Source organism: Pseudomonas sp. PNPG3 (assembly GCF_023093815.1).
Taxonomy (GTDB): Bacteria; Pseudomonadota; Gammaproteobacteria; order Pseudomonadales; family Pseudomonadaceae; genus Aquipseudomonas; species Aquipseudomonas asiatica.
In genome coordinates, this window is the sequence record NZ_JALLKV010000005.1 from 165,665 (window position 1) to 179,074 (window position 13,410).

Consider the following 13,410-nt stretch of genomic DNA (forward strand, 5'->3'; position numbering starts at 1 on the left):
CTCTGCAAACAACTTCGTGAATCAGGCGGTTGGTTGACCAGCGATAACTTCCAGCTTGGGCACCATGCGGATGGCCTTCGAGAAGTTGGCGAGGTTCACGGAAGTCTTGGTGACGATGCGATGCAGCTCTTCCACTTTTTCTGCAGGTGCATCGGTGTGGATGCGCACCACGTAGCTCATCTCGTCAAAGCCTGGGTTGACGCTTTCGTCCAGGCCCAGGAAGCCACGCAGATCCAGCTCGCCACTGGTTTCGATTTCCAGACTGTGGATAGTGATGCCCATGGCCGACGCGTTCACCACATAGCCAACTGAGAGGCAGGCGTTCAGGCCAGAGATGAGTAGCTCCTGCGGGTTGGGGGCAGAGTTGGTACCCAGCAGCTCCAGCGGCTCATCAGCCGCGATCTGGACGTTTCGTGGGTAGTCGGTGCCGCTCAGGTGGAAGCGGTCAATGGTCGCCACGGTGCGGGTCTGATGTTCCCACTTGGTGTTGATTTTGAAGCGTGCGTGACGCTTGGCTGGATCTTCAGCGACGCCCTGTGCAAAGGCTTGCAGAGCAGCGACATCGATACCGTTGAGATGCTTGTCCATTTTCAGTTCCTCTCAAAATCGTGGATAAAAAATCAGAAATAAAAAACAGGTGAAGGCGATGGCCTGGTCAGCTCTCGCAACCAGAAATCGAGCAACTTGCTCCACTCACGCTCTCTCCATCGTTCGAAAGATCCTCAACAGCTGATTTCAGCACCTTGGAGAACACCTCAATCTCTTGGGCCCCTGAGAGATAGCGGTTGCCATTGACAACGAACAATGGGATGCCGGTGCCAAGGCCCTTAACGGTTGCTTCATCGCTGAGAATCGCTGCTTCCGAAGAATCGAATCCAAAGAGGTCAGCAGCACCAACTTCAGCTGCAAGATCTCTAAGTGTTCGCTCATCGAAAATGTCGCGCCCCTCTGTAGTTCCAGCTGCGTAGAGTCGCTCTACATATTTCGCCTGTAGCGTCGGACTCGAAATGGCTTTCACGTACTGATGCGCCGCACTGGTGTCCCCGAAACGCATCACATCGAAGCGGTAGTCCAAGCCCTCAAGAGAGGCGACTTCCTGAATAGCTTCCATGAAGACCTGTGCACGAGCCCGGCTACCTGTCTTCAGCACCAGTGCCTTCTCGAATGCGATGGGCTGCATGCCTTTGGCCAAGCGGTAGGCCCTGGGTACAACTTCAACCTCTACGTCGCTCGGAAGAGCGCCGATTGCCTGCTCCAATCGCTTCTTTGCTATCCAGCACCAGGGACAGACAAAGTCGGAATAGACTTCAACCGTGATCTTTTTCATAACTTTCCTCTGCACCTTTGCTGTCACAAAGAACGGCCTGGGCTATCAGCTACGATCCATGGCATCCAGCACGTGGGTGCTGTAAACAACCGCCGCGCCGGCATTCAGGTTCACTGCTACTCCAAGTGCCTCAGCGACTTCCTCGGTCGTGATGCCAAGCTTCTTGGCTTCCGCTGCATGGAACGCGATGCAGCCGTCACAGCGAGTCGTTACTGCCACCGCCAGCGCGATCAGCTCGCGAGTCTTCGCGTCCAGGTGATTGGTTTTGTTGCCGGCGTTACCGAGCATTGCCACGCCCCGCAGGGTGTCAGGCGAATGTGCGCCGAACTCTTTCAGGCGGGCACTGACGTCGGTGATGGTTTGTTCCCAATTAGGCATGCTAGACATGATTACCACCCTACTAGTTGATAGGTAAGATTAGCCAAAAAATGGGCCGACACGGACAGCGCTTCGACCCTGTGCTCTTGCAGAGATCAGTACTCTGCGATCATCCAAATTACTGCCTTGTTCACATGGTCATCTTCGTTGGTGGCCCAGTTAATAAAGCTGGAACCTTCAAGGATGCTCAACAGCAAATAAGCCTTCTCTCTGGAGCCCCTACCTCGGGTGATTTCTCCTGAGGCGATTCCTTGCTCCATGACTCCGGTCAACCAGGACAGCTGCACATCGAAAAACCTGCGCGTTTGTCGCTGCAGCCCCTCGGGCAACGCAGCCATTTCAGCGGCCAGCGCACCACACAGTGGTAGAAGCCCACCTTCAGTACTGGCATGGAACAACACGAAAAACGCATGAAGTCTGTCCAGTGCACTTGGGTGATTGATTTCGATACGTTCGAACTCAGCCTCCACCCGAGATACATATTCTTCAACGATCGCAATCCCAAGGTCTTCCTTCGTCGGGAAGTGGTAGTGAATGCTCGCCTTTCGAATACCTACCGCATCGGCAAGATCTGCATAGCTGAATGCCGCATACCCCTTGGTACGCATCAGCCCTTCAGCGGTTTGAATCAATGCGTCCCGTGTTGCCAGTGTCATAAATTCTCCTGCCACAATCGCTCGACCAGAAAAGAGCGATTCCGGCCACTACCAGTATGTTACTTGCCTTGCTTACGACCGGCCATGACCCCGCCGTCAACATCCCACACCGCGCCAGTTACCCACGACGCCTTGTCCGACAGCAGGAAGACGATCGATTCAGCGACATCACGCGGAGTGCCGTTGCGGCCCAGCGGGTGGAAATTGTTGAAGTCCTTCAGGGCACCATCCAGCTGATCACCAGGAATGAAGCGTTCGAAAATCTTGGTTTCCACAATGCCAGGGCTTACCGAATTCACGCGGATACCATGCTCTGCCAACTCTGCACCTGCGTGGCGAGTGAGCGTGTCCAGGCCGATCTTGGCCATTGAGTAAGCTGATGCGGGTACACCTTCAACGGCCTGGCGGGCAGCAGCAGCAGTTACGTTTACGATCGAGCCATGCTTTTTCTGCGCGACCAATTCTGCAGCTACGTGACGGGTCAGGAAGAAAATGGCGCGATTGAGGTTGAGGAAGTTGTCGTAGTCCTCCAACGAGTGCTCAACGAAGGCCTTTGGATAATAGATGCCGGCGGAGTTGACCATCAGATCAATGTCCTTGTGCTCGGCAGCCAGTTTCTCGATCAATCCCTTCACGCTAGCGAAGTCGGTGAGGTCAGCCGAATAAGCAATGACCTTATTCTCACCTACCAGAGCTGCCAGCTCTTTACGGGCCGCTTCGGCCTTTTCGGCACGGTTACCCACGATCACGACTGAGCCGCCTTGTTCCGCCACCATACGTGCGGTTTCAAGACCGATGCCGCTCGTACCACCTACAACCAGAAGCTTACGACCTTTGAACTGCATGAGTAGTACCTTCTCGCTTGTCTATCTACTGGTAGGTAGATTAGGCCTGCGTGATTTGGGTGTCAAGCTACCGCCTGTCGTGATCGGTCAGAGGGAGTGGATGACGCCGCGAGGGGGCGCTAATCCGGCTCGTCGGCTGTTGCGATCAATGCTCGAAGGCTGTCACGGCCTGTGCCGCGCCTGAAGGTCGTCAGCACGTAATTCCCGCATTTCGAGGAGATCACCCAATACCGCCCTATCTTCGACAGGGTGTAGATCGGCTCCGTCCTCAGCGTGTAGCCACGCATGTGCGACCCATGTCCTTGAATCATCTGACCAAAAACAACACCGAGCGCGCAGTCGGACGAGATGACCACATCACTCAGGTAAGCCGTGATGGGCATAGGGTACTTCTGAGCCATTGCCCGGATGACCCGTTTGAGTTGAAAAGTAGAGAGCTCTTCACCGCAGTATTCCTTGATTTGATCTGCCATTCACACATCCTGTTAATGCGTCTAAACCATACCAATGCACTTGGTGCTGACCGCTTAAGCGGCTTTCAAATATCGACGGTGAACTCCGGAGAAAACCCCGTACGCTCACCCGGATATCCTTTCGGATTGGAGACCACACGGCAGCCAAAAACGACTTTGTCCACCGCGTGATGCGTATGACCAAAAATCCACACGTCGGCCTGCGCTACCAAGTCGTGCCAAGCATTGAAATAAGCAGCCCCCAAGTGACCCTCATGACCACTCCCGGCGACCTCAGGGATAGGGCAATGGTGCGTGACCACGACGGTCGAACCGTCAAAGCTCTTGGCGAGCTCTGAGGCCAGGTAAGCACGAGCAGCAATGTTCCGGGCAATGAGGTCGACTGGGCGAAGCTTGCTGTAGCCGGTACCGACGCGGATCCGTTTGAAGTCAGTCATCCACTCTGCGCACTCCCGCATCGCGGCCCTGTAATCACCGGTTGCGGTGTAATCCGTCCAAGCCGTAGCGACCAAAAAACGGACGCCGCCAATGACGATGCTCTGGTTGTCCAGCACATGCACGTGGTGCGCAGCAGCCTCACACATTTTGGCCAACGTCCGGTCAACGTTTCCGCCGTAATGCTCGTGGTTGCCGCAGGCATAAATCACCGGGCAATCGAAGACCTCATTTGCCCAATGCACACCCCGGCTACGCACTGAAATGTCGCCTGCAAGTACAACGAGATCCGCGTCTACTAAAGGTGGCTGGAAGTCAGCAAACTCCAAGTGCAAATCAGAAAAAACCAAAACCTTCATACGGAACCCCGTACTCCACGCTGCGGAAGGCTACGTCGCCCATCCAAGGCCACCCAGAGGGGGCCGGGCTCAAAAATCTGGAATGCTCTACGGCTGCAACGACAAAACCAGCTCGAGCTTCGCCTGCTTCCTGTAACCATCTCCGACGAGAAGGTAGACCGTGCTTTTCGTTTCAAACATGCACGGGTGCTCGAACGAAACCGCATACGTGGATCTCACCCAGGAGCGTGGCGCAAAGCGCCTCCGGCTGTCATGGATCACGTCATGGGCAAAGATCACCATGGGCGCTATTCCATTCGGTAACGTCTCAACCTCTTCCGGAGGCAGATCTACCAGAATCCAGCGCTGCACCAGGCAAAACGCTTTACCTGAAAAGCGTTCGTGCGCAGCTTGAACTAGGTCAACTCTCGTACCTGTCCAACCCTCCAATAGCTCCCCGGCGCCGTAAAGAAACTCCGTTATCTCATCCAACGAGATGACCATGATTCAGCCTCTCGCGCTCGAATAGACGTGGCCATCACTCGTGACAAATTCGTACACCGGGGTCGGCTGGGTACCTTCCTTGATCCGAATTTCGGAGAGCAGCTTCATCGAGAACTCGGATTGATTGGTCATCGCTGGAGGGGCGAGTAGCTGGACTTTATTAACGCTTAAAAAATCCACTGCATCCCCTTTGCAGAGGGAATCTACAACCTCAACGCTCGACACCAAACGCACGGAGGGGCCTAAACAGCCATTAACGAAGCCACTTCCTTCAACGACAAAGTAATAGCAATCAGGATTGAGGCTTGCTGAATCCCAAAACAAATTCAGGCTGTCCAGAGCTAAAAACTGCCCTCGTAGTTCGGTTCTTTGGGTGACCAGCACAACACACTCCACCTATCAATCGCGGGCATCTAGCTAGCACTTCGCCCTTAAACAATTCATATAAATTGACAATCTCGCGCCCACGGATGATCGTGCTTTGAGAACAAAAGCCACATGCGGGAACGGATGGCGCCACCATAACACCATTCTACATTCACTGCCTATAGTACGTGGATGTAGAATTTTCAGTGTGGCCTTATGCTTCCCTTTGCGGAAAGCTCTACCATGCCAACGCGATACACCCTGGCAGCCGTGCTCCGCACCACTCGTGCCGCTCGCGGCCTGTCCCAAGAACAGCTCGCATCCACGGTGGAGCCTCGGCATTTGCACAGGATCGAGCACGCGAAATCCAACATCAGCTTCGAGATGCTCGAAGACATCAGTAAACGCTTGGACGTCGACTCGGTAGCACTCCTCGCAGCTGCCGCTTGCTACGAGCGCCAAGAACAACTTGAAGAGTTCATGACGCACCTCTGGACAGAGCTGAGTAAGCTTCGTGAGATGCGTGTGATGGAAAGCCTGCCTGCGCAATTCTCGAATGGGAGTCTGATAGCAGCCAAATCCGGCAAGCCGCCGACTCCTCCAGACAGGATCAAAGCAATCCTCGACTGCAAGGCTGAAGGCCTCAGCCAGAAAGCGACCTCAGTGAAGCTGGGGATGCCTTATTCCACCGTCCACAAGTTCTGGCACATGCCAGCGGGGGAGCGGAAGGCCTGAGCAGTTGAGCCTTCAAATTCTCACCAGGGGGCGCTGTAGGCTCCCCGAGTTGTACTGCCGGCGGGAAGTCAGCTGAACACGACAACCGACCCATAGGGCCGGTAATCGTATGCCAGGTCAATCAGACCGAGACGGCTGCCGCGATGTGAGGGTGCGGGTCGTAGCCAACGAGTTCGAAATCTTCGAACTTGTAATCGTAAATCGATGCCGGCTTGCGAAGCAGCTTCAACTCAGGCAGCTGCCGAGGCTCACGAGCGATTTGAGTTTTCACCTGCTCCATGTGATTGGAGTAGATGTGGACATCACTCAACGAAATCACGATCTCACCTACATCCAGGTCGCACTGCTGAGCCAGCATGTGGGTCAAGCACGCCAAGGACGCCGTATTGTATGGTAGGCCGAGGAAGCTGTCGGACGAACGGATGAATAAATGTGAAGACAGCTTGTTGTTCACAACATAGAACTGGTACAGCAGGTGGCACGGAGGGAGTGCCATCTTGCCGTTTTTGGCGTTCTCTTTCGGGCTCACCTTCTCATCAGGGAGGAACTCGACATTCCACCCATGGAACAAGATCCGTCGGCTATTAGGGTTCGTCTTCAGCGCATTGACGACATAGTCGATCTGATTGATCGTCTTGCCGTCCTTGGTAGGCCAGGCTGTCCACTGTTTGCCATAGACCGGGCCTAGATCACCGTCTTCGGTGGCCCACTCATTCCAAATCTTCACGCCATTCTCATTGAGCCACTTAATATTGGTATCACCATTAAGGAACCAAATCAGCTCATTAACAATACTCTTGAAATGCAGCTTCTTAGTTGTAAGTAATGGAAAGCCTTTCGACAAGTCATGGCGAAACTGACGACCAAAGACACTCACAGTACCGGTACCAGTGCGATCATCTTTGACCGCACCGTTTTCTAGAACATCTGTCAGTAGTTCCAGGTAGCTTTTCATGAAATTTTCTCCGCCTGGGCAGCTTCCAGGATACTGATAACCTGCTTGAGTCTATCAATTTCCTTCTGCGAGTCCAAGAGCCGCTTGTTAGCATCCGCCAGAAGGTTTTGATAAGTATCTCGAGAACTTACCATGTTAATATATTTTCTTTCGCTCTTCTGATGCTCTTCCTCCGCATCCCTGCACTTAGTGAACCAATGAAGAATCTCAACCCTTGCGTTCTCCAGCTTTTCAGTCAGAAGCACCACAGGATCAACTGGTTTCTTTTTTGTGACCTGTTGGCGAAGAACTTCAATGCGCCGGTTTTCTTTGATGGTCTCCAGCCGTTCCAGAGGCCATACACGCTGCCTGATAGTATTGCGGTGAATACCCGTTAGCCGGCTCAGTTCTGCCGCCGTTGCTTTCAGTGAGTCATTCGCCGCGATATCCAGAAGCGCTTGCGCGAGCAGCTCAGAATAACGATCAAAATCTTCTTTGTTTTTCTGATCGAAAGCGTGGGAATCCGTCATCAGAGTTCTTCTCCCAGCAGCTCAAGCACCCCGTAGGCCTCTTCCATTGCAGCTTTGCTTTGGGCATGCAGATGGGCGTACTCAAGGTTCTCCAGCAGCTTCTTGTTTTGATAATACACATCTCGCCAGGCAGGGGCGTTGGCCTTGCTGACGACAGCATTTTCGCAACGGTTCGGGTTGCAGCGAAGCCCGCCGATGCAGGGGATCGATTCATCGAACTCCATGGGCCCGCCGCCGTAGCAGAAGCCCTGGCCCACGCTGATGACAGCGATGTGCTGTTCAGCCATGGCCTCGAAGATATCGTCCTTGGTGTGTCCGGACGCCATGTACCCTTTGAATACCCTCTGCAAACGCTCCTTGTGCGCTGCAGCGTTCACACCGGCATAACTCCCATCAGGATCGAATCGCTGCTTGATGCTCTCAACCTCGGCGACATGGCGTAAGGACTTGCCGCTTACGCCCCTACCGCCACTTTTCGTCAGCATTTCAGCGATTTCACCGTACCCCAGAGTCGTCTTACTGAAGCCCCGCTCGGAATGGCCAACCCCTACGATTTCGCCAAAGTGCTTCAGCTGGTGAGAGATGAAAGGCAGGCCCACATCAGCACGATAGAGCTGATAGGCTAGCGTGTGCCGCATCATGTAAGCATTGAATTCAAGATCTGAAAACTGCTCAGCAGTCAGAACTCTTTCGAAAAATTTATCGAGTGTAGCCTTGGTTCCCGCACTACTCAGCGGCTGACCCAGCATACCAAAGAGCACCGTATCGACGTTCGAGAAGATAAAATCATTATTCTTATATTTGGCAAGAAGTTGTGCAACACGCACAGCATCTCGAACTATCGGAATAGCCAACCAGAAGTCATCGAAAAGTTCTACAAGGTTGTCTTCATGCTTGCTGACATTGCTTCTCAAAACCCAGTACGAACCATCGAAAATAAGGCACGAACTAGCCAGAAGCTCGGTATACTCCGAAGGACGCATGCCGGTGTACTGCCCAATGATATACAAGCAAGCGTAGTTCACATAATTCAAATAACGCCTGAAATCATCATCAATTGGGGAGCCTGTGTCCAACAAGTAAAGCTTAAGAGCATAAGGTGCTACCACGCTAAAATAACGACTTGCTCTAAAGTCATCGCAACCAATTATTCTTGAAATCTCGTGCTTAGGAAAACCTTTCTGCTCAAGCCGCTTGTAGATGTACAAATTAAACTTCAGCCGACAGGCACCTTGCTCTTTCGCAAGATAAACACCTTTACTGTTTCGCCGATTAAGGGTAGCAGTATCAATCACTTCCTCGCCCATAGCATCCAAAAAATCAACGATGGCCAACGATGACGCGAGGGAGGACACTTCAAACACGTCATTTTGAAGTATTTGCCGCTTATTTTCTTTCTCTTTTTCAGGACGTTTGGCTTTACCGAGCGCTTTCCATTTTAGAGTTGAAAGATTAACAACGGGCAGGCTTGAGCCGAAGATATTTTCTACAAGATATCCAGAGCGCAGCCCTTTGAAGAAACCTTCCAGAGCCTGATCAAACACATACTCAAAATCTTTCGCAGCCTCCTCGTACAAGTGGAAAGGCAGCATGTGAACCGAAAGCAATTCGCGCTCGACATGCTCCTTTCCAAGCTCTTGGATTGCAGCCCAATAGATTTTATCCAAGAATCGTAACCCGGCTTCAAATTTAGGGATCACTGTGTTTGGTTTTGGGAGCGCCTTAGATACTCGTACAGATTTTCCTTGCTCCGGAATTCCACTGACTCCCTTCAAAATAAGTATGAAGGCAGCTCGCAGCTCAAGCATCGCAAACTCAGGAATATTCGGGTATTTGGTAAAGTCCATCCGATGCTTCACGCCACGAGTATGCCGAGATGCATTCGGATAGTCAGCATTAAAATCCCAGACCGGCGAAACAAAGGCGGAAAGCTTCGATACCTGTAATGACTGGATATAACTCAGAAAGCTCAGTGCTTCACTTGAAGCAACACCATTATCCTCTGACTTTGATTGGAGCAAGGCCGCAGATACGGCTTCACGGTATTTGGCAAAAGACAGAAGAGTTGCAAATTCGATCTGCTCCATAAATTACAACCCCACACCATCAATAAGAATGGTAGTATCTACAAACTCAGCGAATCGACGCCCCTCGGCAAGCTCTTCAGCAGTAAAATCAGATTTATCACCGAGGATACTTTCGAGCAGCGACAAATTCTCATGCACTACATGCCCATAAGGGGTATCCATGACTCGGCTGACCTCAGCAAGTTTTCGATAATCCCGCTCCATGGCAAATAGCTCAGGTAGGTTGGAAGCAGTGAGCAAAACGTTCTCACAGCCCAAGCACATGTTGTACATGGAGCATGGTCGCCCAGGTACATAAGTGCTCAACCTCTTGATGAAATCTGGGGGGTTGAAGATGTTTTTGCAACTTGCCAAGGGTGTCTTGAAGATCACCGCTGGCGCATCGATCTGTACGACCTCGATAAGATTTTCGAATTGTGTCTCGTGCTGCTTGGGCGCAATAGCCAGATCTGCCGCCTCAACCGCACGATCGTGGAGCTCCCGTAGCGCTACATCGAGCTTGACACGCGCGAAGGTATTGAAGTCCATGCGATCGAGGTAGGCTTGGGTAGTCTTGATGTTTTTGTGGCCCAAGATCAGCTGGATCTCACGAATCGGTACACCACGCTCTACAAGCTCGCTGATAAAGCTCGGACGCAGGCGCGCAGGTGTCAGGTTCAGCGGGGTGCCTTCATCGCTGAGGATGCCTTTACGTTGCGCGTAGCTGTTGAAGACAGACGTTACGAACCCGTTCTTACCCGTGGTAAACGACTTAACCTCAAGGAAAGCGCCGGGCGAACTCGATTGCCAGATGAATAGGCTGTTTCTCGCTTTCTCAGGCGCAGCGCCACGGAACCCCTCAGTGAGGGCCTCCACGTCCTTGAAGACCTTCGCTACCGCTTCAGCCTGAGAAGTGGTGAGCCAAGTGATATCCGCATCAAAGAGATCAACGGGCATCACCTTTCCGCCACCTGAGCGCTCCTTCCAATATTTCAAGCAGGCACGCCCAGTCAGCTCATGCTGCGGCTCGAAGTCGCCTAAATTCAGATATTTTAGCGAATCCGCATTAAGACCCGTTATTTGTCCCAATTTAATCGCAAACGGTGCGATAACTTGGTTATCAATAACATAATGCGTACCCCAGCCTTCCAAGACTTCACGAAGACCTATACCAGACCGGTCAACGATCCTCCAAAACGCATCGATATAAATATCACCACTAGACCTTGTGTAAGTCCTGGTTCCAACCACACTGCAATTAAGTTTGTTTTCAAATATCCATCGGGCGTTCTCGAGCGTACTAAATCCTTTCTTCACTTGGCCGTTGGCACCGACTGGGTCTTCACCGACACCGGATAACAGATAGGGCTGCGCGAGCGCGTTGTTGCGCAAGATGTCTTCATCTACGCATGCGGCGATCCGTCGACGCTCGGAACTGGTATACGGACGGTACTGATCCGTGACTCGATCAGCATCGAACCCCTGACAGTTCATAAAGTCAGGCCCAGCGTAGCCCTTAAGATTCTTGATGGTGGTGAGCGTTTTGCGGAACGCACTGAGCAAGGTATTGGCAAAGGTTGGAGACAACTCTCCACGAACTATCATCTGCTCCAGATGGCTGTAGACACGGGGAAGGATGAAAGCATCCAAGGTGACAGCTATGGGCTCGCTTCCGGTGAGCCCCCGCTCAAGGAAAAACCGCGACAGAAGGTTAAATGCGTCGAGGTAGTTCTGCTCGCCCGAATCGCTCGCCGTTTTCAACGAAGCAATTGCAAATGCATGCTTGAGATCATTGAATGGCTTAACCTCTGAGGCTGCCTCAAGGTCGGCTACGGTCACGAACTCTTTCATTCGCAGGCGCTTAAAATCAACGAGGATAGGTTCCTGAGGAACGTATTCTTCTTTGTTTTCGCGCCGCTCTTTGACAGTTTGGTAGTCGCTGGAGATTACTCCAAGGCGCTGCAGATCTTCGTTGATTTCATTATAAGCGCTGGCAACGCTAGCGTAGCGACTCAGGTGGGACTCAATGCCCTCTAAGCCTGGCACCAATGTAAGACCGCGACGAATGCTCAGCTTGTTGCCGAAAATAGGAAGCTTGCGCTTATCCTCCTCTGGAAGGCTCTTGTACCAACCCAAGACCTTGAGGCGCCAATTGCACCCCGCAGCAGACTCACCAAGATGGATTGCGCCACTGATGCACATATCCAAGATGATTTTCTGTTCCGCCAACTCGAATACTTCAAGTGACGGGTTAAGATCTTTGCTTGCAATATAAGAAGCACTCAGCGTGAGCGGAGCATACATTCCGCTATCATTATCACTCAGTTCGATCTCGTAGTAACCGTGCGGATCCTCTTCCAGCTCCTTCAACCAGCTGTATACCCGCATGCCTCCGATGGCGCGCTCATGAGTAGTCATTTTTTATCTCCCAAACGGATTTTGAGCGCGGTCTCGGCAGCGAGGGCCGCCATGCTACTTGCCTTAGTTGCTATCTTTCCATTAGAGGAGTGGCAGATGCGGAAGACTTCTTGCGGAAGTTGAAGGTAATGCCTTTCGGTAGTGGCGCTGCTGCTATGCCCCAACGACAACTGAGCCGCGACCAGATTATCCAAATAGGTCTTACCCAAGTCAGGGCTGGTCATGATTTCGTACCCATGTCCATGGCGAAGCTTGTGCGGAGAGACACTGCGATCTAGCCGCTTACTTTTTATAGCTCGCTCCGATACCCGCTCAAGCAGTTTGCTGACAGAATCAGCGTTGAATGGAGAGCCCTCTGAGTTGAAAAAGCAGGGAGTGACATCGGCGGACTCATACTGTCTCGCGTATTTTCGGTACAAAGGAGTAGCATGATAGCGCTTGATACGTTCAAGCGTAGACTTACTCACAATTGCATATCGCTCTTTAAGCTCTTGCCCGCGCCCCTTGCTACCCTCGATGAAAAGTGGGCAATAATCGGGATGTATCCACTCAATATCGTTTTCACCGATGAAGTTAGCGCGGGAGAAATCCAGGGCTTTGTTGACCGCACCAAGAGTAATCCTGCCAACCTCGCTCCGACGAATACCCGCATCAAAAATTGTCTGCAGGAGAACCCGTTCCCTTTCACTTTCAGTGCTCAAGATGAGTGCCTTCAGATCTTTGAGCGAACATGGCTCGATCAGTTTCTTCTTCGGCGGCGGGGAAATGAATCCAGCTGCATACGGATTATCTTCTCGCAGAGCGGGTTGATGATTGCGGCCAACACACAAGAAGTCGTTGAATAGGGCAGCGTAACAACCATCTCTGTTCCGGATAGTTACCGACGACAAACCTTCAACCTCGCGCAGATGAATGAAGTATCTGGCGATTCCCTGCTGGCTTACATTGAGGAGGATTTCATCCCAAGATGAATTGTGGAACGTGGTAGTTCCTTTAAGGTTTTCGAGCAAGTAGCCGATATTTCGCCCATATGTTTCCGCAGAAGCAAAGGAGAGATTCGCGGTTTTAATAGCTTGGGTGAGGTACTCACTTACAAGCGGAACGAGCCTCTCTTCTGAGTCAAAAAGCCCCACCGCCGTCACGGATGCCAGGCCTGCTGCGTGTGGCCCGTCTTCGTTGAGCATCGACCCGCCTAGGTCGATCGTTTGATTTTGTGTGACTACAACCTTCACCGACTACCCCCTTTTGAAGGCCGCCCATCCTATGCAGAATGTGCAACTTGTCAAGGTCAAGATAAAGTCGGCAGAGAGGCAAATTTTTTTACGCTGCTAGCACGTACTGTGCGTTATTAGCGTAAGGGATCCATGAACACCACATTCAAAGCCGACAGTTGATCCCTGAAGCT

Annotated in this window: 15 protein-coding genes; 1 reads left to right on the forward strand and 14 read right to left on the reverse strand. The window is 52.1% G+C overall.

The window, feature by feature from the left end:
* Positions 1 to 21: 21 nt before the first annotated feature.
* The 9 genes from MJ643_RS06120 to MJ643_RS06160 all read right to left on the reverse strand — a co-directional run bounded on the left by MJ643_RS06120 (position 22) and on the right by MJ643_RS06160 (position 5,340).
* The gene (locus MJ643_RS06120) at positions 22 to 588 is read right to left on the reverse strand and encodes an OsmC family protein (protein WP_021783602.1); all 567 of its coding nucleotides are present in this window, start codon (positions 586 to 588) and stop codon (positions 22 to 24) included.
* A 67-nt stretch (positions 589 to 655) separates the two neighbouring features.
* Complete coding sequence (locus MJ643_RS06125; protein ID WP_021783601.1) at positions 656 to 1,327, reverse strand: DsbA family oxidoreductase; 672 nt, start codon at positions 1,325 to 1,327, stop codon at positions 656 to 658.
* Positions 1,328 to 1,372: 45 nt separating this feature from the next.
* Positions 1,373 to 1,705, reverse strand: coding sequence for a carboxymuconolactone decarboxylase family protein (locus MJ643_RS06130; RefSeq protein ID WP_009681453.1), 333 nt, complete (start codon positions 1,703 to 1,705; stop codon positions 1,373 to 1,375).
* 95 nt (positions 1,706 to 1,800) lie between these two features.
* A complete protein-coding gene (locus tag MJ643_RS06135) occupies positions 1,801 to 2,361 on the reverse strand; it encodes a TetR/AcrR family transcriptional regulator (RefSeq protein ID WP_021783600.1) in 561 nt (186 codons plus the stop codon).
* 59 nt (positions 2,362 to 2,420) lie between these two features.
* On the reverse strand, positions 2,421 to 3,206 hold the full coding sequence (locus tag MJ643_RS06140) for an SDR family oxidoreductase (RefSeq protein ID WP_021783599.1): 786 nt from the start codon (positions 3,204 to 3,206) through the stop codon (positions 2,421 to 2,423).
* 119 nt (positions 3,207 to 3,325) lie between these two features.
* Positions 3,326 to 3,679 carry a hypothetical protein gene (locus MJ643_RS06145; RefSeq protein ID WP_208209217.1) on the reverse strand — a complete coding sequence of 118 codons (354 nt, stop codon included), beginning with the start codon at positions 3,677 to 3,679 and terminating at the stop codon, positions 3,326 to 3,328.
* Between the two features lie 65 nt (positions 3,680 to 3,744).
* Positions 3,745 to 4,473 (reverse strand): metallophosphoesterase family protein, encoded by a 729-nt coding sequence (locus MJ643_RS06150; protein WP_208209218.1) that lies wholly within the window; start codon positions 4,471 to 4,473, stop codon positions 3,745 to 3,747.
* 87 nt (positions 4,474 to 4,560) lie between these two features.
* Positions 4,561 to 4,956 carry a hypothetical protein gene (locus MJ643_RS06155; RefSeq protein ID WP_208209219.1) on the reverse strand — a complete coding sequence of 132 codons (396 nt, stop codon included), beginning with the start codon at positions 4,954 to 4,956 and terminating at the stop codon, positions 4,561 to 4,563.
* Positions 4,957 to 4,959: 3 nt separating this feature from the next.
* Positions 4,960 to 5,340 carry a hypothetical protein gene (locus MJ643_RS06160; protein ID WP_031322386.1) on the reverse strand — a complete coding sequence of 127 codons (381 nt, stop codon included), beginning with the start codon at positions 5,338 to 5,340 and terminating at the stop codon, positions 4,960 to 4,962.
* 225 nt (positions 5,341 to 5,565) lie between these two features.
* Here MJ643_RS06160 and MJ643_RS06165 point away from each other — a divergent pair, with 225 nt between their 5' ends.
* Positions 5,566 to 6,057: a helix-turn-helix transcriptional regulator gene (locus MJ643_RS06165; protein WP_021783588.1), complete on the forward strand. Its 492-nt coding sequence runs from the start codon at positions 5,566 to 5,568 to the stop codon at positions 6,055 to 6,057.
* A 121-nt stretch (positions 6,058 to 6,178) separates the two neighbouring features.
* Here the strand turns inward: MJ643_RS06165 and MJ643_RS06170 are convergent, their stop codons facing one another.
* The 5 genes from MJ643_RS06170 to MJ643_RS06190 are packed head-to-tail and all read right to left on the reverse strand — an operon-like array spanning position 6,179 to position 13,189.
* Entirely contained in the window at positions 6,179 to 7,012 is an 834-nt protein-coding gene (locus MJ643_RS06170; RefSeq protein WP_021783587.1) for a thymidylate synthase, read from the reverse strand.
* Entirely contained in the window at positions 7,009 to 7,521 is a 513-nt protein-coding gene (locus MJ643_RS06175; RefSeq protein ID WP_021783586.1) for a hypothetical protein, read from the reverse strand. Before MJ643_RS06175 ends, MJ643_RS06170 begins: the two co-directional genes overlap by 4 nt.
* Positions 7,521 to 9,608 (reverse strand): site-specific integrase, encoded by a 2,088-nt coding sequence (locus MJ643_RS06180; RefSeq protein ID WP_208209220.1) that lies wholly within the window; start codon positions 9,606 to 9,608, stop codon positions 7,521 to 7,523. Before MJ643_RS06180 ends, MJ643_RS06175 begins: the two co-directional genes overlap by 1 nt.
* A gap of 3 nt (positions 9,609 to 9,611) precedes the next feature.
* Complete coding sequence (locus MJ643_RS06185) at positions 9,612 to 12,005, reverse strand: site-specific integrase (RefSeq protein ID WP_247726710.1); 2,394 nt, start codon at positions 12,003 to 12,005, stop codon at positions 9,612 to 9,614.
* Entirely contained in the window at positions 12,002 to 13,189 is a 1,188-nt protein-coding gene (locus tag MJ643_RS06190; protein WP_208209222.1) for a tyrosine-type recombinase/integrase, read from the reverse strand. Before MJ643_RS06190 ends, MJ643_RS06185 begins: the two co-directional genes overlap by 4 nt.
* Positions 13,190 to 13,410: the final 221 nt, after the last annotated feature.

Coding starts and splice junctions, on each gene's coding strand:
- MJ643_RS06170 (WP_021783587.1), bottom strand. CDS start 7,012: ATGAAAAGCTACCTGGAACTACTGACAGATGTTCTAGAAAACGGTGCG.
- MJ643_RS06190 (WP_208209222.1), bottom strand. CDS start 13,189: ATGCTCAACGAAGACGGGCCACACGCAGCAGGCCTGGCATCCGTGACG.
- MJ643_RS06150 (WP_208209218.1), bottom strand. CDS start 4,473: ATGAAGGTTTTGGTTTTTTCTGATTTGCACTTGGAGTTTGCTGACTTC.
- MJ643_RS06140 (WP_021783599.1), bottom strand. CDS start 3,206: ATGCAGTTCAAAGGTCGTAAGCTTCTGGTTGTAGGTGGTACGAGCGGC.
- MJ643_RS06135 (WP_021783600.1), bottom strand. CDS start 2,361: ATGACACTGGCAACACGGGACGCATTGATTCAAACCGCTGAAGGGCTG.
- MJ643_RS06120 (WP_021783602.1), bottom strand. CDS start 588: ATGGACAAGCATCTCAACGGTATCGATGTCGCTGCTCTGCAAGCCTTT.
- MJ643_RS06130 (WP_009681453.1), bottom strand. CDS start 1,705: ATGCCTAATTGGGAACAAACCATCACCGACGTCAGTGCCCGCCTGAAA.
- MJ643_RS06180 (WP_208209220.1), bottom strand. CDS start 9,608: ATGGAGCAGATCGAATTTGCAACTCTTCTGTCTTTTGCCAAATACCGT.
- MJ643_RS06165 (WP_021783588.1), top strand. CDS start 5,566: ATGCCAACGCGATACACCCTGGCAGCCGTGCTCCGCACCACTCGTGCC.
- MJ643_RS06175 (WP_021783586.1), bottom strand. CDS start 7,521: ATGACGGATTCCCACGCTTTCGATCAGAAAAACAAAGAAGATTTTGAT.
- MJ643_RS06155 (WP_208209219.1), bottom strand. CDS start 4,956: ATGGTCATCTCGTTGGATGAGATAACGGAGTTTCTTTACGGCGCCGGG.
- MJ643_RS06125 (WP_021783601.1), bottom strand. CDS start 1,327: ATGAAAAAGATCACGGTTGAAGTCTATTCCGACTTTGTCTGTCCCTGG.
- MJ643_RS06185 (WP_247726710.1), bottom strand. CDS start 12,005: ATGACTACTCATGAGCGCGCCATCGGAGGCATGCGGGTATACAGCTGG.
- MJ643_RS06145 (WP_208209217.1), bottom strand. CDS start 3,679: ATGGCAGATCAAATCAAGGAATACTGCGGTGAAGAGCTCTCTACTTTT.